Here is a 23,350-nt window from a genome sequence, read left to right on the forward strand (position 1 = left end):
TTTGTGCTAGGATAGCAGAACTACCAAAAGGAGGATGTTCCGTGGCGCAGCTATCTCAGCCCATCACCTACCGCACACTGCTCGCGTTCGCCGTGCCGATGATCGTGTCGCAGCTCTTTATGAATGTGAACTTCATCGTCGACGGCTTTTTTGTGGCGCACGCCGTCGGGACGGATGGGCTGTCGGCAATCAATATCGTCATGCCGTTCATCCCGCTCACGATTGTGCTCGCGACCATGCTCGGCACAGGTGGCAGCGCCCTCGTCGCGGCGCAGCTTGGCGCGGGAAAGCACCGTCATGCGCAGGAGAATTTCTCCCTGCTCGTCCTCGTCTGCGTCATTCTCAGCACGCTTATCGCTGTGCTTGGGCTGAGCTTCCTGCGCCCGATCCTCTATTTCTTCGGCGCGGACGATGCCCTCTATCCGCTCTGCGCCGTGTACGCCGTTCCTCTCTTCGTCTCGACACCGCTCACGATGGCGGGGCTGATCCTCGACATCTTCCTCGTTGCGGCGGGACAGCCGCGTCTCGCGATGCTCTCCTCCCTCGTCGGCGGCATTGTCAATATGGTGCTCGATTACATCCTCCTCTTCGTTCTCGGTTGGGGGCTTGAGGGCGCGGCTGTCGCGACGGCGACGGGCTACTCCATCTCCGCATTCGTAGGACTTTACTACTTTGCCATCCATCGGTGCGGCACACTGCGGTTCGTACGTCCCGTCTGGCGGCTGCGTGCCGTTCTCTCGGCGATGGGCAACGGCTCAAGCGAGATGGTGATGCAGCTCTCGATGAGCCTCATCATGATCGTCATGAACAACACGATGATGCGCCTCGCAGGTGCGGACGGCGTGGCGGCAATCACCATCTCGGAGTACATCTCCGGTCTGCTCACCGCGATTTACATGGGCTACGCCGAGGGTGTCGCACCTCTGGCAAGCTTCAACTACGGCAAACGTGACACGCACGCCCTGCGCGGAATTCTGCGCCGCAGCCTCACGCTCATCGCCGCATTCTCCCTCTTTACCACCGCCGTCAGCATCCTCATCGCCGCGCCGATCACAGGCATCTTCGCCGCCGAGGGCACGCACGTCTACGAACTCGCCGTGCACGGCTTCCGCATCCACGCGATCGCCTTCCTCTTCCTCGGATTCAGCATGTACGGCTCGTCGTTCTTCACCGCGCTCGGCGACGGACGCACCTCTGCCCTGCTCTCCGTCTGGGACACACTCGTCTGTCTGCTCGGCTTCCTGCTCCTCCTGCCGCACATCTTCGGCGTGGACGGCGTATTCATTGCGACCCCCGCCGCTGATCTCCTCGGCGCAGCGCTTACATTCCTCCTGCTCTGGCACAAACGAAAGAAATACGGATATCTGTAGAGAAACGGGGCTGTTGCACGAAGTTAAAAACTTCTTACAACGCCCGTTTCTTTGTGCCCCTTCCACCGCGTTGCGCTCGCCCTTTCCCCGTTGAAACAGGGGAAGTGGCGAGCGTAGCAAGCCGATAGGCGGGCATGCAGCAGTCCGTTTTTATTGCCCAACTTTACCCGAAAGACCTATTGAAGCCGTAATTCATCTATACTATCATAAAACAGACGAATATTCCCACAACAGAAATCATGGAAAGGAGCCGATCATGACGCTTCCCCACCAATGTCCCGGCTGCGGCACGGGACTCGGCTACAAAGGACTCTGCTGGCGGTGCAGGACGGCGGCGAACCGCCATGCGGCACTCGCATGGACGCCCGAAGAGATCGCGGCAAAGGAGCAGGAGATCATCGCGCAGATCGAGGATGTTCCCGATGATTTCTGGTATCTGCTCTGCTGTCGCGGTCGGCTCTCGCCAGAGATCCCACGCGCGGCACTTGCGGCACGCTCCTTCTGGCCCTCGGCACTCTACTATCACGCGCCGGCGGATGTGCGGGACGGACTGATCGCAGCACTGATGGAGACGGATGCCGCGCATGAGGCGAATCTGCTCATGATGTGCCTCGGTATGCAGGGAGACGATCAAGCCCTTGCGACACTTCTCAGACTCGAACGCAATCCACGCCCGTGGCGCGGGAATCTGCACGTTGATCCCTCCGTCTATGCGCAGTGCGGCGGCTGGACGTTCGACGCAGAGGGGCGGCGCCGCACGCTGAACTTTGACACCTGCTATACGCTGGTGCATGCCGCATCGGAGGAGGAGCTCCGCCGCTCGCCCGTCCGCATTGCCCGTCCACGGGAGGAGAACTGCCCGCACTGCGGCTGCCGCATGGCGGATATGCTCGTACTGGACGGGCGGGATGAGCGTCTGCATTTCCTCGGCATCGACGGCATTCTCACGGCAACCTGCTGTCCGAACTGCGTTTCGTATGCGGAGCCGATGCTGAGCCGCTATACACTCGATGGCGGCAGCGAGGTTCTTTCCTGCGAGGATGCGGGCGATACCATGTATATCGAAGAGGAGCTTGTCAGGATTTTTGAAAACAATCTCATTCTCGGTGAAGCCCCCGTGCCGCTGTTCTACGGCGCACGCTTCGAGGACACCTGCACGCTGGGCGGCTTTGCGCTCTGGTGGCAGGACTGGGCGTATACGACGTGCCCCGACTGCGGGCAGCCAATGAAGTACCTCATGCAGATTCATTGGGAGGCGCTGACGGACTACATGGAGGGCACACTCTACATCGAGTTCTGCCCCGACTGCCGCATCGTCTCCATGCAGCATCAACAAACATAAGGAGTTCCACGATGAAAAAAATTGGCAGAAATGACTCTGCGCATAAAAAGAAAGCCCCGATGCCCACGGAGGTCTATACCGAGGAAGAACTGGACGCCGTCGAGAGGCACATCGAGACGAACTTCGGCACGTATGCGAACGTCTTTCACGAGATCGTCTCGCCGGACATCCATCTGGACATCTGCATTATCGAGCCGACCGAGGAGCGCAGTTACTATATGCTCGTCACCCTCGGGATGGGCGCGCACCGCATGAACGTGCCCGCAGAGCTCGCAGAGCGCAAACTCGAACGTGCCGAGCTTGCGATTGCCCTGCCGCGCGACTGGAACATCCACGAGAATGCAGAGGAGCATTACTGGCCGATCCGCCTGCTGAAGACGCTCGCACGTCTGCCAATCGAGGACAACACTTGGCTCGGCTGGGGACACACGATTGACGGCAGATCTCCCTACGCAAAAAGCACTGCACTCTCCGCCGCACTGATCGTCAGCGGTCAGGTTAAAAAGGGCGGCAGCAACGTCTGCGTTCTCCCCGATGGAGATGAGGTCAACTTCTATCAGATCATCCCGCTCCACAAGGACGAACTCAAATACAAACTAGAACATAACGCAGATGCCCTGCTCGACCGTTTCGCCGAGCGTCATGTGCGCTTCGTCATTGATCCGCAGCGGCGCAGCGCACTTGCACCCGAGGACTTCACCGATCTCGTGATGGACAATGCACAATGGCACCTCGATACGCTGCGCGAAAAGAAGCTGCCCGTGGATGAGATCACAGCATACAACCACCTCGCGATCTATCTGCGCTGGTGCATCGAGCACGAACTGATGGCAGATTGGTTCGTCCGCCAGTACGCGGCGACCATCCGTGCCGTACAGGAGCATCCGGCAGATACCGACCTGCGCCCCTTTCTCCGGGACGAACTGCACGGGATTCTGATGCACGGCTTCTTTGGCGAGGAGGGCACGGCATTCGCAGAGTATTACTACGACGGTGATGCCCCCTCCTTCCCCTCGGACATCGACAATCATGCCTTAGCGTACTTCGGTGCGGAGCAGTACTTCTCGGAGGAGTTCGACGACGAGGCATATCTCTTCGTTCTGTTCGATGAGGACTACTATGCGGCAATGGCGGCGACCATTGCACAGCGGTGGGACGCTTGGAAGCGGAACAGCGCCGAGCGGAAGGAAAAAGAAGATGAGAGGCCAAGCGACGTCGCTGTCGCGATCATGCAGTACCTGAATTGCGGCAGGGCAGACTGCGCACTGACATACTTCCCACCGATGGCGGACGACGATCCGATTATGGCGGCGTACAGCTATGCCGTACGCCGCAGTGTGCACGACGGCTATGTTCCTGTGCTCATCGTACCGAGCGATACGCTGTGGGAGATTCTGACGATGAACGCAGGGGCAGAAAAGGGGGCGTTCGAGGACTACGACTTCGATGCCGAAGCTGTGGCGCAGTACCGCGAAAAAGTGCTTGCACAGCCTCTGCCGGACGGCAAGACGATACTGACGGAGCGGCTTCCTATGAGCTTTGAAGGAAGCCGTGCGGAAGATCCGGACGATGTAGATGCGGAGGAGTTCCGTGAGACTGACCACTTTATCAGCTATTGGGACTACGAGACGCAGGAAACCCAGCCGATGATTCTCGCCAAGATTCCCGTAAAGAATCCGTGGGAGGTGTTCGCCTATCTGCCGTTCGGCGGGTGGAACGACTGCCCCGATACGACGGCACTCATGGCGGTATCGAAGTACTGGAACGAGCAGCACGGCGCCGTCCCCGCCGTCCTCACCTACGATACGCTCGAGTACAGCGTGCCCGCGCCTATCGCAGAGGAAAGTGCTCGTGAGCTTGCGGCAGAACAGTACGCGTTCTGCGCCGACATCATCGAGCAGGGCGCGCCCAGCATGACCGTCGGCAAGCTCGCTGCCGACCTTAAGAACTCAAATATCTGGTATTTCTGGTGGGACTGAGGAATCCGTCTGTCTTGACACGTCTTTTCCGCCCGATCTTTACGGACAAATCCTCAATGCAGCTTAAAGATATTGCGGAATACAAGACTATAGTTAAGGGGTTACTGCAAAACCAACTGCTGAAGTTAGGATACATACGGAGAACATATGATACAAAAAATAGCTGTTGTCAGCCTGTCTGCCGGAACGATAGGTGAAGATTTCGTCAAGCATGAATTGGACATAGGAGTGAAAAGGCTTGAAAATTGGGGTTTAAATGTTCAATTTATGCCGCATGCGCTTAAAGGAATTGAATATATCAAGGAACATCCCGATAAGCGTGCTGCTGATTTATTAGAAGCACTGAGAGATCCTGATATAGATATGATTCTATGTGCCATAGGCGGAGATGATACATACCGTCTGCTTCCTTACTTGTTTGATAATCATGAATTATCTTCGGCTGCATCTAATAAGGTTTTTCTTGGGTTTTCTGATACAACAATAAACCACTTCATGCTGCATAAAGTGGGAATGAAGACATTCTATGGACAGTCTTTCCTTGCGGACGTGTGTGAATTGGAGGAGGATATGCTTCCATATACAAAGAAGTATTTCGAAGAGCTGATAAACACAGGTACAATTAAAGAAATTAAGCCAAGTGATTTCTGGTATGAAGAAAGAACGAGCTATGGCACGGATCAGGTGGGCGTGCCGCTGAAGAAACATGTTGATCATGGCTTTGAATTATTAAAAGGCAATCCTGTTTTCTCTGGAGAGATTCTCGGTGGTTGTATAGATTCCATCTATGGCATCTTCAATGGTGATCGCCATGCAGATATGCCGCTTCTTTGTCAGCAATACAGGCTATTTCCAGAGAAAGAATGCTGGAAGGGGAAGATACTTCTGCTGGAAACCAGCGAAGAAAAAATGCCTCCATTGACATATAAAAAGGCTGTCGAAATAATTAAAGACCATGGTGTATTCGATGTCGCTGCCGGCGTACTGATAGGAAAACCGATGGACGAAGCGTATGCCAGAGAATACAAAAAGATTCTTCTTGAGGCCATTGATAATCCAGACTTACCGGTGGTTTTTAATGTGAATATCGGACACGCGCAGCCGCGTTGTATTATTCCGTTCGGCGTTAAAGCAACAGTTGATGCTATTAAACAAGTGATAAAATTCGAGCCATAAAAAGCAGCAGGCGTTGCTTGAAAGAGAATTGTTGAATTCAAATCCTCCACGTGGCATTTCAGGCTTTTCCGTGCCTCCGGTCTGTCGCCTCGATCGAACGAAAAGCCGGAGCCAATAGCTGAACGCATGTATAAGACAGGAGCAAACGAATGACACTACTCGAACAGTGCCAACGCTGGCACGAAAACGAAGAGTATCAGAAAATCATCACAGAGATCGAGGCGCTGCCCTCCGACGAGCGCACACCGGAGCTCGACAGCGAGCTTGCACGCGCCTACAACAATGCGGCGAGCGTCGAGGATCGTCCGTATTTTGAAAAGGCGATCGCTCTCCTCTCTCCCCACGCGGAGCATTTCAAGGGCGATCACCTCTGGAATTTCCGTATGGGCTATTCGTACTACTACCTTGACCGCGAAGACTGCGCCCTCCCCTACTTCGAGGAGGCGCTTGCCGCGCTCCCCGGCGATGCGGATACCGAGCGTATGATCGAGGGTTGTCACAAAGGTCTTTCCCTGCCGCTCTTTCGACGCCCGTTCCGCATCCGTGTGCAGGAGGCATGGGCAGCCTTTGCGCAGGCAGAGACGGAACTCCGTGCGCTGATGAACAGTGATGAGGACTGCGGTGAGGAGCTGATTGCGCGTGTGGAAGAGATTCTGCGTATCGCCTTTGATGATATCTCATTCGAGCTTGGAAAGGGCGGCGCGAAATATGAGCTGATCCTCACGCCCGAGGGCATGCGTACCAAGCTTTTTTCGCTCGTCTATTTCGCACGCCTCGCCCCCGCCTCCGTGCGGGAGCACTGGGACATACGCGTCGGGCGCACAGCCTCTCTTGGTTTTGCCCTGCGCAGGGGCGACTGCACCGTAGCGATGGAGGATGTCACCGTCTGGTTCGCACAGGAGGGAGCGGGGATCGCCCTCACGCTCTACTGCGAAAAACTCCTTCCTCTCCTGCATGAGGACGAGGATCGCGCATGGTGGATGCTCTCCACGATCGTCGATCAGGCACTCGGCGAGATTGCCGCCATTCGCCTCATCCATGATTTCGAGATCATTGATACGCCGAAGGAAGAGCCTTCGATTACGCTCGCCGGCCTTCCAAATGCTCTCTCGGAGGCGGGATTTTCGCTCGACAGCGACGCAGAGGACTATCTGGAGCACTCCTATCTCGCCTACGAGCGCGAACCGGACACATCTGCCGAGACGGACTGGCGGCTCGATGTCTATACGGGCAGTACACGTCTGCCCGCCCTCCTCAGCGCCTATATGGAAAACGACGCGACACTTGTGAATATGTATCATGCGGACGGGATTGCGGCGGGCTTTCTCGCCTATCCGCTGCCGGATGATCTGCACGGGAAATCCGAGGAGATCCTTGATTTTCGCGATACGCTCATGGAGGCGATCACGGAGACGGCAGGAGCGGACGCCGTGACCTTCCTCGGCGGTGCGACGGGCACGGGCTGCGGCTATCTCGACTTTATCGCATGGGACTTGCGGGCTGTGCTGGATGCGGCGGTTCACTTTCTCACAGAGACGACACTGCCGTGGGCCCTGTTCCACTCGTTCCGGCGGGACGCGAATCCCATCTACCTTCTCGACCGCACAGAGGAGGATCAAGAAAGCGACGCCCCTGCATCCCCCTCCCTGCTCTCCCCTGCTGCAGTCAAAAAGATGGAAGCGATGGATGACGGTTCCACGGGATATTTCTACAAGATGCTCAAATATCTGGAACAGTATATCAAGAACGGTGTCATCAAGGGGAATTTCACACGCGAGGAGGCACACGCCGATCTGGACATCGCGCTCTGGTATGCGTACGCGTGCAATAACATCGATGCCTACGAATACTACTACCGCACAACACAGTGGATGCCGGCGGCAGAGAAGAATGCACGCGGCTGCGGGACATACTACTACCGCTACGCCGTCGCGCTCATGTACTGCGGGCGTCTCGAGGATGCGCTCCGCACTGCCGAGCAGGGTGCGCAGGAGGAGCTGGACTACCCGTGGACATATCTGCAGCTCGGCAAACTCCGCGCACACTTCGGCGACCGTGACGGGGCGCGCGCGGCGGTGCAGAAGGGGCTTGCCCTCGTGCCGGACGATCATGAATTCCTGACGCTGGAGCGTGAGATCGAGGAGGGCGCGACCATCGAGCAGATGTCCTACCACTGGATCGATCCCACGTTTGACGAGGAACTGCAGGAGGCGTCCGCAGAGGAGGCGCTCGGGCTGCGTGACGGCGTGGATGCAGATGGGGAACGCTATGACAAGCAGCGCGCCATTGCCTGCATGACGCTGAACGAGGCGGGGCTTGCGTACTTCCGCCAGCTCTTCCGTCCCGATCCGAAGAACTACGAGAAGGATGCGCCCTATTGCAGCTTCGACTATCCCTTGCAGGACGCGCACATCCGGCTCGTCTTCCACATGAACGAGGCAGGGCTGTCGAAGCGCAGTCCCGCATGGCTGCGCACGCAGAAGGAACGCCTCGACGACGGGCGCTGGCTGAGCCGCGTCGACGAGAAGGGCACGGGGGCACTGAGCGCAGTGCATTTCGAACTCGACAATCAGGTCACACTCGAGTACCAGTACCCATGGCAGGAAAAAGCCGTCTTCGTCCCGCTCGATACGGATGGGAATCCCGCCGAGGAATAATTTCTCTATAAAAAAGACGAACTCCATGAAGCAGAGTTCGTCTTTTTGAATCCGTAATCGGCGGATCCTCAATACTTCTCTATAATATTAAAGTTCGAATCACACGCGGCGGGCGTGCGCCCGATCTCGCGAATCACACGGATGATATGATCCTCCGAGAGGGCGCGCGGACTCTTCGCGCCCGCATCGTGAAGGATCGTCTCCTTGTGCACTGTACCGTCGATGTCGTTCGCACCGAAGCAGAGTGCAACCTGCGCCACGGGCACGGTCAGCATCACCCAGTACGCCTTGATGTTGCGGAAGTTGTCGAGCATCAAACGCGAGATCGCAATTGTCCTGAGATCATCCCACATCGTCGTCTGCCGCACCGTCTTCCCAAGCTCCGTATTCGACGGCAGAAACGGGAATGGGATGAACGTCTGGAAGCCGCCCGTCTCATCCTGCAGATCACGCAAACGCATGAGATGTTCAACACGTTCCTCAATCGTCTCGATATGCCCGTAGAGCATGGACGCATTCGTCTTGATCCCGAGTTCGTGCGCCGTTCGATGCGTCTCAAGCCATTCGTCCGCCGTCGCCTTGTTCGGGCAAAGTTCATCGCGCACACGGTCGGTCAGAATCTCTGCACCGCCGCCCGCAATCGACTGCAGCCCCGCCTCACGCAGCCGCACGAGAACCTCCCGGACGGAAAGCCCCGAACTCTTTGCAAAATGCGTGATCTCCACACCCGTAAAGCCCTTCAGATAGAGCGTGGGAAATGCCTCATGGAGCGCCTTCAGCCGCACCAAGTAATCCTCGAACGTCCAGTCCGGATGCAGCCCACTCACGACGTGAAGCCCCGCGAGATGCGGATCGCGCATCGCATCCGCGACGTGCGCCACCGCCTCCTCGACGCTCATCTCGTATGCGCCCTTGTCACCCGCGTCGCGCCCGAACGCGCAGAACTTGCAGTGCGCGAGGCAGATATTCGTGAGGTTCACATGGCAGTTCACGTTATAGTAGACGATGTCGCCGCACTTCTCCGCGCGCACACGGTCGGCAAGCGCGCCGATCCATGCAATATCGCGGCACGCAAAGAGCCGCAGCCCATCCTCACGTGTCAGACGTTCACCGCGCTCGATTTTCTTTTCAATCTCCAAATATTCGCTGTGCAATCTTGTTCTCCTAAAAATAAATGACCTAGAAAAATTCGACGCCTCGAACGAAAACTCCTGCCATAGCCACCAAGTCACCGCATCTCCTCAATAATTCCCAAAAGTTTTCAAAATCATGCTTTTTAGGTATTGACAATTTTCTGATATTTGATTATACTAAAGATAGTTAAGGAGGATTCGTCGACGATCTGATTCAGGACAGGTTGTCCCCCATATGATCCGTAAGCATATGGGCAGAGTTCTCCGGAGTTTCCACAGTGTTGACCGACGGTTGTTGGAGAGGGATAACGATAGTACAGCTCCGCTGGCTGAGCGAAGTGTGTACGCTCGGAATTCCCCGACGGACTGGGAGGAGATTCCAATGGGCCATTGAGCAGCCGCAGGGTGTCCGCATAGGAGCGTCATCGCCTGGCACGTGACGGGCAGAGGCGCCGAACGAAGGTGCGGCAGGAAGATGCGGCAGCCCGAAGAGGACGGGCGCAGGGGGGCGTATAGGACGCACATCGGAGATCGTTTTCCCACAAGTGGAGTTGTGGCGTGTGCGTTGCAGTATGCCGAGGTAGTTTCTCAGCGTTTTGAAGGAAAGTTCCGTATCTCATGCTAGCTGGGATATGGAACGAAGCAAAGACCGTTTGGATGCAAGAGAGTTATCTATCACTTCCCGTATTTTCCTCAGACCGCCGACGGGTGACGAGAAAGCCTGTCGGCGGTTTTGTATTGCACACATACACCAACAGAAGGCTCACTTCCTTCTTCTGTTTTTCACAAATTTTCTGTATACATACTCCTTTAGACGTTTACATTCCTTTTTTCTATGTTATAATGTTTCTGTTATTTTTCAACTTATTGTTTATAGAAGGACAGGTGGTTTCTGCATGAAAGATGCGCATAACGAGTTTATGCAGCACGAACTGAAGCTCCCCGAGCTCACCGTGCGCGGCATGCTGCTCGGTGCAATCCTCACGATCATCTTCACCGCATCGAATGTGTACCTCGGACTGAAGGTCGGTCTGACGTTCTCGTCGGCGATTCCAGCTGCAGTCATCTCGATGGCTGTGCTCAAGATGGCAAAGGACGCGAACATCCTCGAAAACAACATGGTGCAGACGCAGGCGTCAGCAGCGGGCACGCTGTCTGCCATCATCTTCATCATCCCCGGTATGCTCATGATCGGCTACTGGCAGGGCTTCGAGTTCTGGCAGACGCTCGTCGTCTCGGCGTGTGGCGGCTGTCTTGGCGTTCTCTTCACCATCCCGTTGCGTCGTGCGATGGTTGTGCACAGCGACCTCGCATATCCTGAGGGCGTCGCTGCCGCAGAGATTCTAAAGGTCGGCAGCCAGACAAAGGAGAGCGGCAACTCCGACTCCGGCATCAAGGAGATTCTCTCCGGCAGCTTCGTCGCAGGCATCATCGCCTTTCTCACGAACGGCCTGCAGGTGCTCGGCGGCTCCCTCTCCGCATGGTTCCATGTCGGGCGCGGCATGACGCAGCTTCCCCTTGGTTACTCAACAGCGCTCGTAGGCGCAGGCTACCTCATCGGCATTGCGAGTGGACTCGCCATGCTGACGGGCATCGCCATCGCATGGGCGGGGTTCGTCCCCTACTTCACCATGACAGAGGCTCTGCCTGATGGCATGACGATGCAAAAATTTGCGGGCGTGGTCTATCAGCAAAAGGTACGCCTCATTGGCGCAGGCGCGATGGGTGTTGCAGCGATCTGGACACTCATCACCCTCGCACGCCCTGTCATCGACGGCGTGAAGGAATCCATTGCGGGCACGCGCATGGACGAGGCAGAGAGAGGTCTACACCGCATGGACATCGACATGTCGATGAAGAGCATTGCTCTCGTCTTCGGTGTAACCGTCATCGGACTCCTCGGGATCTTTTACATGTTCGTAAACCCCGAGCAGATCCCGCCAAGTCAGAAGCTGATCTTCACGATCGTCGGTGTCGGCGTATCCGTTCTCATGGGCTTCTTCGTCGCCGCTGCCTGCGCCTACATGGCAGGACTCGTCGGCACATCCGCGAGTCCGATCTCCGGCATCGGCATCCTCGGCATCATCGTTTCCTCGCTTGTCATGTACACACTGTGCTCCTCATTCGGCATCTTTGAACTGCCGGGCGGTGAGAAATTCGCGACAGCAACTGCCATCTTTACGACATCAATCATCCTTGCGATCGCCTGCATCTCGAACGATAACATGCAGGATCTCAAGACCGGCTGGCTCGTCGGTGCAACCCCATGGCGTCAGCAGGTCGCACTCCTCATCGGCTGCATTGTCGGTGCGTTTGTCATTGCACCTGTGCTGAACCTCCTCTATGAGGCGTATGGCTTCCCGGGCGCGATGCCGCGCGCGGGTATGGATCCCGCACAGGCACTCTCCGCGCCGCAGGCAGTGCTCATGACAACGATTGCACAGGGAATTTTCTCCAGCAAGCTTGCATGGGAGTATATCTACATCGGCATTGGTGTCGGTGTGGTTCTGGTTCTCATTGATCAGTTCCTCAAGCGCAGCACAAAGAGCCTTGCACTGCCGCCGCTTGCTGTCGGCATGGGCATCTACCTCCCGCCCGTCATCCAGACGCCGCTCGTCGTCGGCGCCATCCTCGGCTACTTCCTCAACCGCCATCTGCGCAGCAGCGGCGGTACAGAGGCAGAGGCGACGGGACTCAGGCGCGGCACCCTCTTTGCCTCCGGACTCATTGTCGGTGAATCCATCGTCGGCGTCCTGCTCGCGGGCGTCATCGTTGTCTCCGTCTCGAACGGCGGCGGCGAGGCACCGCTCGCAATCGTCGGCAGCGACTTCGCCGACACCGCCGAGATGCTTGGCCTCCTCGTCTTCCTCGGCATCCTTGGCCTCTTCAGCAAGGTCGTACTGAGCGGGAAGAAATCCTCGTAACCTCATACAACACGACAGCACGCCGGCAGAAATGTCGGCGTGTTCTTATATAGGAAGCACTGATAAATTCAGCACCATCATCTTGACGCATCTTTTTTGCCCGCACTTCGGCGGAAAATCCTCCACAGAGCACCACTCTGCGTCCGGTTTTCCGCCTTGTTCGGACGAAAAAATCTACGCCAATCTGACGGACTTCATTTTATCAGCGATTCCTATAAAATAAATGGATTCTGTGTTACAATACTCTCACAGGCCAAATTTACGCACGTATGTCCATAGACATATCAGATACAAAGGAGACTTCCATGCGGCCATTTCTTCGCACACTCCTCGCCGTGTTTACTCTTCTCTGCTGCGTGCTGCCCGCCGTGAGCGCAGGCCCTGCCCCCGCACTCTCACGCGTCGAGCCGGTCGCCCTCTGGGCGGAGGAGACATCGCCAATTCCAGCGGAACAGAACTATCCGAATCGTCTGCCCGAGGGCACCATGTTCCGCGGGGAGAACCTTTTTATCAAAACACGCTTTATCGGCTATCCCGCATGGAATCTGCTGACGTATCGAAGCGGGTCGGAGACAGGGCGCATGCTGGACTATAGGGAAGTCGAGCGCACACCGCTCACGGACGGCACGCGCACGATCATCGGCTATGAGCAGGTCGTCAGAATCCCATTCGCAGAGCTTGGCACAGCGGAAATCGATATCTGCATCGCCGCCTTCGATGCGGGAAGCGGCATGCCGCGCTATGCCTATGTCCGAGGAATACGGACGAAGAAGTAACAGCATAAGAATAGAGGGAAACAAATGAAGATGAGGGATGAATTCGAGCGCATGATGCGTGAACAACGTGAAATTGCACTCGCAACGACGACGGACGGGCTGCCGCACGTACGCATTGTGAATTTTTACTATGCGCCCGAGGAGCACCGCATTTACTTCGCCACGTTCAAGGACAACGAAAAGGTCGTCGAACTCGCAGCGAATCCGAACATCGCATTCACCACCGTCCCACACAACGATACCACAGAGCACGTCCGTGCGAGCGGCCGCGCTGTCAAGTCCGCACACACCGTCTATGACCTCGCGAAACTGTTTGCCGCGAAGATCCCGGGCTATCAGGAAACCATCGACGCCGTCGGCGACGACCTCATCCTCTACGAGATCGCCTTCGACATAGCGGTCGTCACCGTGGACATGGAGCACATCGAGCGCATCCGGCTCTGAGATCTGCTGCAAATATTTTGAGGGGAAGCCACATTCCGGCTTCCCCTCATTTTCTTATGTGTTTTTCTTCATTCGTGAATCTCAAGCGCCTTCTCCGTCCACGTATTGATGTCACGATAGAGGCTGCGCAAGGGGCGCACCTTATCACCATATACGAGCAAGAGCATACGCGCAAACGCACTCAGAGCCTCCTGTGAGCCAATGCCCATCTTCGCACGGAACAGTTCCTCGGTCACATTCGTCATCTCATGTGCGACACTGTTCCGCAGTTCCCGCACACGCGTGATTTTCGTCAGCTCCGTCATCAGTTCCGTATGCAGTTCAACGTCACGCGCAGAGCCACGCTCCTCAGCATACGTGCAAACATGATGGAGGATGTAGAACGAGAGCGGCTGCTCGCTGTAGCCGCGTGGGAATTCCGCATCTAGGTGTGCGAGCAGAGCAGGCTCACGTGCCGCCAGTTTGTCCCGTACGAGATAGGGCACGCCGCCGCGTCGCTCGGAGAGTTCCCGCAGGGGGAGGACGTTTTGCTCCACATAGTCGCGCAGAAACTCATAGAGAAACGGGATCATGCGCAGCATGAGATTCGAGAGCCGTCCCGTCTCCTGATCCACCTGCATGATGAGGAAGTACTCCACCAGAGTTTCCGCGCGTCCCGAAAGAGGGAAGAGTTTCTTGCCCTTATACTCACGCAGAATCTCCTTTGCCTCCTCCGTACGGAGCGCACACCGCTTTTCCGCATGAGCGAGCAGGGTGACCGCCACATGGGGAACAAGGGGACTGCGCCGTGCGATCTTGAGTGCTGCAGCATACTCATAGCTCTCAATCAGCGATCGGATACGGCTGCGTTCGGCGTAGTAGCGGAAGATTCCGAGCGGCGGAGCATCGCAGCGATTCTTCGCGCCCTCCTCCTCATCGAAGTTGTTCTCAAGCAGTGCCGCAACATCCTCCGCATCCTGCGTCGCTTCGTTCGTACGATTCGAACGAAGTGCAGGCGAGGCGACCTGTATGCCGACGCAGCCTTCCATATCCGCTGCAAGCATCGCGAGAACAGTCTTCATCTGCGGTGTTCCCGAACTCAGATTCAGAAGGATCTGCGCTCCCTGATTCTCCGAACGAAGACGCAGAACCTCCTGCGGCAGAATCTTACTGAAGGACTCATAGAGATGTGCCTCCTGTATGTTCGTGAAGATTTCCTCGATCACACAGTCCGGTGCCGTACGGCGAATCGCACGCGTATAGCGGTGGTCGCGGCGTTCCTTCTCCGCCATATCATGCGTATAAAAGAGCACGACGCGCTCCGGCTGATAGTGCCGCACGATATGCAACATTGCGCCATCATAGCAGCCGCGTACGGGATCGGTATCGCCCAGCGGTGAAAAAAGGATCCTCATCCGTCTCGCCCCTTCCAAACATCCACCTCCACGGCGCCCATGCCGAGGGCAGTCTTGATGCCGATGCCCGCATACGATGCAAACGACATGAGCATCCCAAGGATACGGCGCATGCTGTCCGTCCCCGTAAAGCCCACGGTGAGCGACCCGCGAAAGCCGCGCAGCGGATGCCCGTCCACGGAGAAGGTCGCCGTGCGCAGCGCGTACTGCCGAATCTGACATCCGGCGGCGAGATGTACGGCAAGCTCCTCCTCCTCCATGTGGACGTGCGGGCAGAAACGCCCCCACCGCATGAGAAGGCTCTGGACGATCAGTAGCATCTCCGGCAAGAGGACGTACTGTCCATCCCGCTTGAACGCCGTCGGCGCATAAAAGGTCAGCTCCGCCCCGCGCGGCGCTCGTGCAGGGAGAAAGAACGCATCGGCAAGTGCTGTGTCTGTACTCTCAGATACACAGCGAAAGTCATGCAGCGAGACCGCATAGCCCTTCTGCCGCAGAAACAGCTCCGTCGTCGTGCCGAGTGCCGCCGCAGCCAGCTCTCCCATCGCCTCCGTGAGTGTCCCGATGCACCAGAATACACGCCCCGACTCCCGTTCGATGCGGATACTCTGTCGGTACGGGCGCAGGCTCTGTGTATGTAGGACAGCCGCCGCATCCTCGGGCAGACGCTCCATCAGAGTGCCGTGGAGGATCGAACCCATCGCCGAAACGGCACGCTCCCCTGAGGGGAAACGGAGCTCCGCCTCATATCGTCTGAGCATCGCCAATCCCCCGAATGGAGCACAGCCCCATAATCCAGTCCGCACCGTCCGTCTGTGCTCTCTTTAACGTACGTGGTGTCAGAACCTTATCTATCGCCCTATGTTTATGTGATGGGTTCGTAAACTGCTCATCAAAATAAGCAGCAGCAAAACGGCGCGCCTCAGCTTCCGCACCTGCTAACGTATAGATGATGGTCTTTGAAAGGAATCCCGTGCCCCCACCAAGGAGCGCATTCGCCTTGTATGCCGTAACATCATCAAAAAGATCCCCATAATACTTTCTATCAATGGCTTCAAAGGCGCGCTGTTGGAGCTTTAAACCATCAAGTGTATAAGAACGCAGCATGGCAAGGATGGCCGGTAATGACTCGATCCCCGCCGTGTGAAGCAGGCTAAGGTTCGCCGTGACGGCAAAACGCAGCCTGCTGCCGGCAGGGATGCACTCACGAAAGAGACTGATCGCGCTTTCCCCTCTCCTCGCACCGCGTTTGATGAGTGTCGTGGCATCGATTTTCTGGACGATAACAGTTGGTGCTGGTGCCTTACATCCAACAAGAGTCGCATCACTAACAGAGAGTCCGCGCAGTGCACTCACAACCGCATCCTTTTTCTTTGCACCGTCATAGGTGAGCGTATGCAGAATCTCCTGTTCCAGCCGCAGGATGATATCATTCCACGCAGCTGCTTTATCTGGCCCCCGTACAGAAGAAATTTCCTGCCAATAAGAATCAAATCGTCTGGGATCTTTGCGAATAAAGTGGTAGAGAATCCCTGTACGCAGTGCACCTTTAATGGTACTGCCTGGAATATAGGGATGCGCGTTGTCAGAACGTACGAGTTGACATGTGACATTATTGAGTGTAGGCTTCTTGGCTCTTTGGTCTGAAGGCTTAGCGACAGGAATCTTGCGTCGGATAGCGCCCGCCTGCCGGAGATCTGCCAGTGTCACATGGTTGACCTTTAGCCATTCAAGCAGATTGCGTGATTTTCTCCCCGTTGCTTCCGTCTCAAGATATTGAACAAAAGCATCTGAGAGATCACGATCCTCGAGAAACGAAAACCATTTAGCCCCATGTAAAAAGTATGCTTCCAGTTTATCTCTGTCATAAAGATATTCAAAGGGTCTCAATACCTCTCCTGAGCCGACATGCACCGGAGCAATGCACGTGAGCTCGTACTCCTGACGAACGATTTGTCCGCTCATGCCGTCACCCCCGCATAGAGACCGAATCCATACCGCCACACAGGATGCCCGTCCTGTGCTCCGAGATCACAGAGCGATCCCGCGACACGCGTCCTGAGGCAGGAGCCCGCATCAATGAGGCAGATACTGTTCTTTTTCACCGCCGCATGACGGGGATCCGTGATAAATCCGCCCGCACGCCGCAGGCGATAGGCGCCCTCCTTGACCGCGGCGATATCCTCTGCCGTCGGCAGGACAGGAGAGAGCGCCATCTGCCACGGCGCATCCGCTGCGGCGAGCAGTGCGCAGAGTGCCGCATCGTCCGTATAGATGCCGTCCTCCGATGTATCGAGGCGGATGTCACCCTCCTCCTCGATATGGAACTTGCCGAGACCGCTCGACCGCTTTCCGCCGATCCCCGTCATGCCGAGCCACGTCAGCAGCTCTCCCATCCAGTCCGCAAGCTCCTCATCCCCTGTCTCGAGCAGGAGGTAGAGTCCGGCATCCGCATGGAAATCAAACTGCCCGACATAGTACGGCAGTGGCACCTCGCCGCGCGTGTTCACGCGCGGGCGCAGGGATGCTGCACCGACCTCCGCCCCCGAGGCGAGCGCTTTTCCCGTGCGCATTGCACGGACATAGGCGTCCATCTCGCCCGCTCGGATGTACTTCATCGACTTCTGCTTTTTTCGCGCACTCGCATGGCAGCACACCGTCTCATATCCCTCACCGGGCGACACAGTGTCAGCGGGAATCGACAGAACGGGACGCGGGAGATAGAACGCCATCTCCCCCTCTCCGTCTCTGCGCCACGGCATGAGGTCGGAGAAACGGATCTCTCCCTGCATCACCTGCTGATACAGGCGTTCAAGTGCGGCAATCTCGTCTGCCGCTGCCAGTTCCGCACAGAGCGCGCTGAACAGCGTATCCGCCGTATAGGACGCGCCTGCCGCATCGAGCCGCCCCTCCTGCCCCGTCGGAGCGAAATGCACCGCCGTGTCAAACACGAGCGGATAGATCACGCAGCTCACGACGTCTGCCCACCCTTCGCCAGGACTGCCGCGATCTCATCCAGCTTCTCCTGCGTGAGTGCATCGGGTGCAGAGAGAGAGAAGTAGCACACAGAGAAGTCATGCAGCGAGACCCTGCCATAGCCGCGCGAGCCGTGCCCGCCGAGATAGTCCATCTGCAGGAGATGCAGACCATCCCCGAGGAGCGCCATGTCCTCCGCGACCTCATCCTCGTGTTCGATATTGTAGACCAGCCGAAAATCGAACTCCGCCCCCGCAGGCACGCGCTCGATCTGGCGCGGATTGGCCGCCGCCGTGATACGGTTGATCGTATTCTCCCACTTGATCTCACCGATGTACGTCTCCAGCTCCATCCCCGTGAACCGCTCGACCGATGCCGCTGACATCCGCAGGTCGAAGAACTGCAGGCGTGCTGCCTTTCCTCCGCCCTCTCCCTGCAGCGCTGCGCCAAAGAGACGGCGCACCTCATCGCTGTCATCCTTCACATCGGGCAGGACATACCCCGCCGTCATGCTCCGCACGAGCAGGGTGCGAATTTTCCCCTTCAGCGAGCTGCCGGGAATGATCGGCTGACGCGAGAGCGGGTCACGCACGAACGGGCTGTCCACCGCACCGATCGGAGCAAAGTCCGAGGATGAACCAATGTGGAGCCCCGTATCGATATGCAGGCGTGCCCGAATGTCCAGTTTGCCCTTGAGTGTACTCTGCTGCTCCATATTAGTCTTCGCCTCCGTAAAACTTATGATAGGCAACGAGTGCCTCCACATAGTGTGCAAAATCCTCATAGGCGCGAAGATCCGTACCGATGGCGTCAATGCGTTCCTTCAGGCGCGCCGTCTCCACAAACGGCTTGACCTTCTTCGGCTCGCGCCCCGCCTGATAGGCAAGCTGCACCTTCAGATACTTCACGGCAGAGGCAAGCTCAGGGCTGAGCGCCGCTGCCTCAACATGCTGTACACGGTAGACATCCACCTTGTTGGTCAGGGCATTCACCGCTGCCAGGAACTTCCGTATCTGACTCTTCGTAATGACCAGCTTCCCGCCGCCATTCTCTTTCATCCGCAGGATAACATTCTCCGCCTCCTGCGCGATATCCTTAACCTTCTCCTCAGCCATCGGCATTCTCTCCCTTCTCGCGAATGCTGTAGATGATAAATTCCAGTGCTGTCCGCAGCTGCCGCCGCTCCTCCTTGTCCCGATACCATGCGTAGAGCTGGCTGCGGACGCGCTCGTATGCCGCCTTCTGCTCTGCATGAAGTCCCGCTGCAAGACGGGCAAGCACATAGGCGAACCGTGCAATCTGAATATCGTCGCCGCCTTCCTCCAGCAAATCCAACAGCTGATATGCCTTGGACTTTCCGAAGGGAACACGTGTCTTATCCTGTGCCTCGTTCCATGCGATATTCTCCCGCAGGAAGGCGATCTTCTCGCCGCAGACCCCGTCGATGAAATCGTCCCAGCCATAGGCTTCCGCCCGCTCTTCGACCGTATCCGCAGAGCGCCCGCTCAGCGTCGTGCCAAAGAGTGCCACCGCATCCTTTGCGGGACGCAGTCCCTTCGCAATCGACTCCAGTGCTCCCGTCTGCCGCGCCATCTCTGCCACAGGACATTTGTCTTTGAAAAAACCGATGCCTGCAGAGAAATGCAGCTTTCCGCCCGTAAAACGCTGGAAGGCACGCCGCAGGTCAACGGCAAGCTCCACAATATCGTCCCACGCGCCGAGAAGGAAAATATCGTCACCGCCGGAGTAGACGATATGCACATCGCGCTCCGACTTCTTCTCCCGACCGAAGAGAGAGAACTTCTCCGCACCGCGCCCCACATTGCCGCGGCAAAGCTCATTGATATATCGCTTGAAGAACAGGGACAGCTGACGCGACAGCGATGCCGTCCGTGTCAGCGTCGCATACTGAGCAGGGAACCCCGCGAGGAACGCCGCGCCGAGATTATCCACATCCGCGCGCAGTACGCCCAGGCGACGGATCCCCGCCGCATCCTCTGTGCCGCCGCTGCGTGCGGCAAGCTGCCCCAGCTCCATCACGCTGCCATCGTCCTTGCGTACCGTGTAGTCACCCAGCCAGAGATGCGTCGCCAGCTGTGCCCCCGTATACACCTTGTTCTTGATATAGATCCGCCGCAGGGTCTGCGGCAGATCGTCCGTTTCCGCCAGCTTCTCCGCGGTGAGATAGAGCGTTCCCGAGAGCCCGGGGAGCGGCAGGGCATCCGCCGCAGCATCTTCTGACACGGCAAACACATCGCCCGCCAAAATACGCTCACCGAACGCATACAGCCCGCTGCACATCGGGCACACCTCGATCTCAGATGCATCACGATACGGTGCGAGTTCCGTCGTCGACGTGTGGCAGATCGCACACTCACGCGAGGCGTCACGCACCTTGTTCAGTGCACTCGACGGGGAAAAGAGTACCGCCAGCTGATCCTCAGAGTAGCGGCAGAGCTTCTCCGCGGACAGCAGGTCGCTCACGCGGCGAAACGCCGCCTGTGTTCCATGCCCGCCTTCCTTAGTCACACCGAACTCTGCCGCCGCGCACGGCGTCCATGCCATCGCCAGATAGAGCCGTGTGCCAAAATGTTCCAGCAGCCAAGCATTCACCGCCTGACGGCATTTCGTCAGGATCTCCTGCACTGCATCCGTATTCGGCAGCAGCAGATAGAAATGACCGCCGCCCGTATAGAGGAGTGCACTGCGGCTGATGCCGCATGCCGTAAGGATCTCGTCCACCACATTCTCAAGCAGAATCTCGAGATAGAACGACCGCCCGCGCAGGCTCTTGAGTGCACCCGCCGATGGAATCCCATAGATGAACGGCTGAATCCCCGACACATCGCCCGAGACGAGGAGATACATCGGCTTTTCCCGCCATGCACGCCCCTCATCGCCCGTCGTACAGCGACGATAATCCGTGATCCCATGCGCCTCGAAATAGCGGTACATCGCCGCCGCATACGCAGCCGTCAGGCGCACATGGTCATAGAGCGAGATGTCCGCAGCCTCCGCACGCGCCGTACTCGACGGCACATAGCTGAGTACCCCCTCCAACACGCGCAGGAGCTCCCCCACGGTCATCTCCAGCGGAGATCTACGCTGAAAATTCGCCTCGAGATGCTGACAGAGATCTTGATACGCCGCCTCCGTCGCCCGTATCTCGGCGGACGAACAGGGCATCTGCATCTCATAGGTCTCTGGATCCAGTCCACGCAGATGGAATGCTTCCTTCGCGGAGTGCACCCCGCCGTCAGCGAAAAGATAAAAGACGCTCTGAAGATTCGCGGAGGCGGAAAAGCCACCCGCCCCCTCCTCTGTCTCGCGGCGATCCGTCGCCGCTGCCAGATTATCCGCCTCGTAGATAATATAGCTGATATCATCCGCATCGGCGCGCAGATCCTTCAGATCACTCCAGTGATGATGTCCCACAGCACGCAGAATATCTCGTCCCTCGCCGCCGAAGAACCGCTCGAGGAACGCTGCGCCGCACGCCGCATGCGTCTTTGCCTCCGGATGTGCCCGTCGCACCAGTTTCCCGATATCATGCAGCAGAGCCGCCCGCTCAATCCGTCCACACAGATCATCCATAGCCTCATCTCCCTTCTCTATCAATATCATATTGCTTTAATAATTCGCTCAAAAAAGAAAATCTCCTTCAAAGCAAAAGCCAATCCATCGTGCTGTGATCAAATCTCACACACGACGGATTGGCTTTTGCTAAAAAATAACAACATCCTCGACATGTCGGTCTCCGAGCCCCCACGAGCGTACCGACGTATGATTGGCGAGCAGATAGATCCGCAAAGAATCCGTCGCAGGATCGATCAGACCGCTCGCCATCTCAACCATGCGATCGTATTTCTTCTCCGTCAGGAATGCCTCGAATGCAGACTTCTGTACGCGGATGCCGTAACGCTCGAGACACTTCACCATCCGTGCGCGACGGCGATTATCCGTAATATCGTAGATCACAAGGACGATATAGCGCCGCTCATCCTCCACCAGGAACTCATTTTCCTCGTACTCCATCATGACAGTCACCTCAGCGTAGCGAGATCGGCTCGTACATCTCCTCATTTTTCGCGAGCAGTGCCTGTGCGTACTGCCGTGCCTGATAGGCGAGCGTACGGCGATAGGAGTGTTTTCCCTCCACATAACGGTTTGCCGTCCGCAACTTCTTCTCGTATGCACGCAGAAAGATCGCACGCCCTTCCCGCATCAGGATGATGCCCGGCTCCTCCTCCTTCATTGCAGCAAAATGCTCTCGCTTGATCTCATGATGGCTCACAAGTGAGAGTACCATTGCGTCGACGAGAACCGCGCGCCACTCCTCCATCAGATCAGATGCAAGCGCGGGGTGACGATTCTTCAACGCATGGAGAAAGCCAAAGTACGGGTGCAGCCCCTCGTTCGAGAGCGCTGTATAGATATCATACATCAGCAGCGTATACCCAAAACTCAGCATTGCATTGAACGGATCGAGCGGCGGAAGCCTGCTGCGCCTCGTGAAGGTAAACTCCCCCGGTACGAGAAGCCCCAGTGCACGAAAATACACCTTTGCAATCGCCCCCTCGTAGCCCATTAGCTGCTCACTCGTCTCTGCCGTTGGAATACGTTTCCGCAGGGCAAGAATCTCGTCGATTGCCTGCTACACCCCCGGGAGTTCCGCATTTCGGTTGTAGCGGCGCAGAAGTGTGAGCTGGTTGTGTACCTTGGCCGCGATCACCTTCCTGCCCATACGGAGATAGAACCCCGAGCCTTTCATGAGCACCTGCCGTTCCTGCCGGAAAACATTGACGTGACGCGTAGATTCGAGTCGTCCGAAAAAGAAGCCCGCGCGTGAGAGCCATGTAACCGGAACGCCGAGCCGCAGCAGCTCCACCATCGCCTGTGAGGACACCTGTACACTGTCGATCAGCGTCAGCGACTCTAGTACCTCCTCGGGAATCTCCATCACGCATTCATTGTTGCGACCGATGACGAAATTCCCGCCGCGCTTCTGAATGTACGCCCCTTCCTCCGTAATGTAAGCAAACATCACATCGCCCCCTGATTTGTTGACAAAATAGACGTTTCCGTCCCCTTGCGGGGTGCTAGTGCTTAAATCTTGTCGAGGAGGTCTATACCGTCCGTCCGGGCGAGTTTCCGTCCCCTTGCGGGGTGCTGGTACTTA

17 protein-coding genes and 1 pseudogene are annotated in these 23,350 nt (G+C 57.1%); 8 read left to right on the forward strand and 10 right to left on the reverse strand.

Annotated elements, in window-relative coordinates; genetic code table 11:
• Positions 1-41: 41 nt before the first annotated feature.
• From HMPREF1992_RS07265 to HMPREF1992_RS07285, 5 genes are all read left to right on the forward strand, one after another.
• Complete coding sequence (locus HMPREF1992_RS07265) at positions 42-1,370, forward strand: MATE family efflux transporter (RefSeq protein WP_021685231.1); 1,329 nt, start codon at positions 42-44, stop codon at positions 1,368-1,370.
• A gap of 256 nt (positions 1,371-1,626) precedes the next feature.
• Positions 1,627-2,712, forward strand: a complete 1,086-nt coding sequence (locus tag HMPREF1992_RS07270; protein ID WP_021685232.1) for a hypothetical protein — start codon at positions 1,627-1,629, stop codon at positions 2,710-2,712.
• 11 nt (positions 2,713-2,723) lie between these two features.
• The gene (locus HMPREF1992_RS07275; protein ID WP_021685233.1) at positions 2,724-4,691 is read left to right on the forward strand and encodes a suppressor of fused domain protein; all 1,968 of its coding nucleotides are present in this window, start codon (positions 2,724-2,726) and stop codon (positions 4,689-4,691) included.
• Positions 4,692-4,838: 147 nt separating this feature from the next.
• A complete protein-coding gene (locus HMPREF1992_RS07280) occupies positions 4,839-5,867 on the forward strand; it encodes a S66 peptidase family protein (RefSeq protein ID WP_021685234.1) in 1,029 nt (342 codons plus the stop codon).
• Between the two features lie 149 nt (positions 5,868-6,016).
• Positions 6,017-8,524, forward strand: coding sequence for a tetratricopeptide repeat protein (locus HMPREF1992_RS07285; RefSeq protein WP_021685235.1), 2,508 nt, complete (start codon positions 6,017-6,019; stop codon positions 8,522-8,524).
• A 68-nt stretch (positions 8,525-8,592) separates the two neighbouring features.
• Here the strand turns inward: HMPREF1992_RS07285 and mqnE are convergent, their stop codons facing one another.
• The gene (gene mqnE / locus HMPREF1992_RS07290; protein WP_037358989.1) at positions 8,593-9,678 is read right to left on the reverse strand and encodes an aminofutalosine synthase MqnE; all 1,086 of its coding nucleotides are present in this window, start codon (positions 9,676-9,678) and stop codon (positions 8,593-8,595) included.
• Between the two features lie 875 nt (positions 9,679-10,553).
• Here mqnE and HMPREF1992_RS07300 point away from each other — a divergent pair.
• The 3 genes from HMPREF1992_RS07300 to HMPREF1992_RS07310 all read left to right on the forward strand — a co-directional run bounded on the left by HMPREF1992_RS07300 (position 10,554) and on the right by HMPREF1992_RS07310 (position 13,801).
• Positions 10,554-12,581, forward strand: coding sequence for an OPT family oligopeptide transporter (locus HMPREF1992_RS07300; protein WP_021685238.1), 2,028 nt, complete (start codon positions 10,554-10,556; stop codon positions 12,579-12,581).
• Between the two features lie 305 nt (positions 12,582-12,886).
• On the forward strand, positions 12,887-13,357 hold the full coding sequence (locus tag HMPREF1992_RS07305; RefSeq protein ID WP_037358995.1) for a hypothetical protein: 471 nt from the start codon (positions 12,887-12,889) through the stop codon (positions 13,355-13,357).
• A gap of 24 nt (positions 13,358-13,381) precedes the next feature.
• A complete protein-coding gene (locus HMPREF1992_RS07310; RefSeq protein WP_021685241.1) occupies positions 13,382-13,801 on the forward strand; it encodes a pyridoxamine 5'-phosphate oxidase family protein in 420 nt (139 codons plus the stop codon).
• A gap of 68 nt (positions 13,802-13,869) precedes the next feature.
• On the opposite strand, the gene HMPREF1992_RS07315 is transcribed toward HMPREF1992_RS07310, so the two are convergent.
• The 9 genes and pseudogenes from HMPREF1992_RS07315 to cas1 all read right to left on the reverse strand — a co-directional run bounded on the left by HMPREF1992_RS07315 (position 13,870) and on the right by cas1 (position 23,215).
• Positions 13,870-15,195, reverse strand: a complete 1,326-nt coding sequence (locus HMPREF1992_RS07315; protein WP_021685242.1) for a type III-A CRISPR-associated CARF protein Csm6 — start codon at positions 15,193-15,195, stop codon at positions 13,870-13,872.
• Positions 15,192-15,956, reverse strand: coding sequence for a CRISPR system precrRNA processing endoribonuclease RAMP protein Cas6 (cas6, locus tag HMPREF1992_RS07320; protein WP_021685243.1), 765 nt, complete (start codon positions 15,954-15,956; stop codon positions 15,192-15,194). Before cas6 ends, HMPREF1992_RS07315 begins: the two co-directional genes overlap by 4 nt.
• Complete coding sequence (csm5, locus tag HMPREF1992_RS07325; RefSeq protein ID WP_021685244.1) at positions 15,940-17,160, reverse strand: type III-A CRISPR-associated RAMP protein Csm5; 1,221 nt, start codon at positions 17,158-17,160, stop codon at positions 15,940-15,942. The genes cas6 and csm5 overlap by 17 nt, the downstream gene beginning before the upstream one ends.
• On the reverse strand, positions 17,157-18,170 hold the full coding sequence (locus HMPREF1992_RS07330) for a type III-A CRISPR-associated RAMP protein Csm4 (protein ID WP_021685245.1): 1,014 nt from the start codon (positions 18,168-18,170) through the stop codon (positions 17,157-17,159). The genes csm5 and HMPREF1992_RS07330 overlap by 4 nt, the downstream gene beginning before the upstream one ends.
• Positions 18,167-18,922, reverse strand: a complete 756-nt coding sequence (gene csm3, locus HMPREF1992_RS07335; protein ID WP_231366971.1) for a type III-A CRISPR-associated RAMP protein Csm3 — start codon at positions 18,920-18,922, stop codon at positions 18,167-18,169. The genes HMPREF1992_RS07330 and csm3 overlap by 4 nt, the downstream gene beginning before the upstream one ends.
• Positions 18,888-19,286 (reverse strand): type III-A CRISPR-associated protein Csm2, encoded by a 399-nt coding sequence (gene csm2 / locus HMPREF1992_RS07340; protein ID WP_037358998.1) that lies wholly within the window; start codon positions 19,284-19,286, stop codon positions 18,888-18,890. Before csm2 ends, csm3 begins: the two co-directional genes overlap by 35 nt.
• Positions 19,279-21,765 (reverse strand): type III-A CRISPR-associated protein Cas10/Csm1, encoded by a 2,487-nt coding sequence (gene cas10 / locus HMPREF1992_RS07345; protein WP_037359001.1) that lies wholly within the window; start codon positions 21,763-21,765, stop codon positions 19,279-19,281. The genes csm2 and cas10 overlap by 8 nt, the downstream gene beginning before the upstream one ends.
• 129 nt (positions 21,766-21,894) lie before the next feature.
• Positions 21,895-22,209, reverse strand: coding sequence for a CRISPR-associated endonuclease Cas2 (gene cas2 / locus HMPREF1992_RS07350; RefSeq protein WP_021685249.1), 315 nt, complete (start codon positions 22,207-22,209; stop codon positions 21,895-21,897).
• A gap of 10 nt (positions 22,210-22,219) precedes the next feature.
• Positions 22,220-23,215, reverse strand: a pseudogene (cas1, locus tag HMPREF1992_RS07355) (CRISPR-associated endonuclease Cas1).
• Positions 23,216-23,350: the final 135 nt, after the last annotated feature.

It is taken from the genome of Selenomonas sp. oral taxon 892 str. F0426, from assembly GCF_000468035.1.
GTDB lineage: Bacteria > Bacillota > Negativicutes > Selenomonadales > Selenomonadaceae > Centipeda.

What these genes read in the sequence shown, in the direction of transcription:
- HMPREF1992_RS07315 (WP_021685242.1), bottom strand. Translation starts at nt 15,195, where the DNA reads ATGAGGATCCTTTTTTCACCGCTGGGCGATACCGATCCCGTACGCGGC.
- HMPREF1992_RS07270 (WP_021685232.1), top strand. Translation starts at nt 1,627, where the DNA reads ATGACGCTTCCCCACCAATGTCCCGGCTGCGGCACGGGACTCGGCTAC.
- cas10 (WP_037359001.1), bottom strand. Translation starts at nt 21,765, where the DNA reads ATGGATGATCTGTGTGGACGGATTGAGCGGGCGGCTCTGCTGCATGAT.
- HMPREF1992_RS07285 (WP_021685235.1), top strand. Translation starts at nt 6,017, where the DNA reads ATGACACTACTCGAACAGTGCCAACGCTGGCACGAAAACGAAGAGTAT.
- csm5 (WP_021685244.1), bottom strand. Translation starts at nt 17,160, where the DNA reads ATGAGCGGACAAATCGTTCGTCAGGAGTACGAGCTCACGTGCATTGCT.
- HMPREF1992_RS07280 (WP_021685234.1), top strand. Translation starts at nt 4,839, where the DNA reads ATGATACAAAAAATAGCTGTTGTCAGCCTGTCTGCCGGAACGATAGGT.
- csm2 (WP_037358998.1), bottom strand. Translation starts at nt 19,286, where the DNA reads ATGGCTGAGGAGAAGGTTAAGGATATCGCGCAGGAGGCGGAGAATGTT.
- cas2 (WP_021685249.1), bottom strand. Translation starts at nt 22,209, where the DNA reads ATGATGGAGTACGAGGAAAATGAGTTCCTGGTGGAGGATGAGCGGCGC.
- HMPREF1992_RS07300 (WP_021685238.1), top strand. Translation starts at nt 10,554, where the DNA reads ATGAAAGATGCGCATAACGAGTTTATGCAGCACGAACTGAAGCTCCCC.
- HMPREF1992_RS07310 (WP_021685241.1), top strand. Translation starts at nt 13,382, where the DNA reads ATGAAGATGAGGGATGAATTCGAGCGCATGATGCGTGAACAACGTGAA.
- HMPREF1992_RS07305 (WP_037358995.1), top strand. Translation starts at nt 12,887, where the DNA reads ATGCGGCCATTTCTTCGCACACTCCTCGCCGTGTTTACTCTTCTCTGC.
- HMPREF1992_RS07275 (WP_021685233.1), top strand. Translation starts at nt 2,724, where the DNA reads ATGAAAAAAATTGGCAGAAATGACTCTGCGCATAAAAAGAAAGCCCCG.
- cas6 (WP_021685243.1), bottom strand. Translation starts at nt 15,956, where the DNA reads ATGCTCAGACGATATGAGGCGGAGCTCCGTTTCCCCTCAGGGGAGCGT.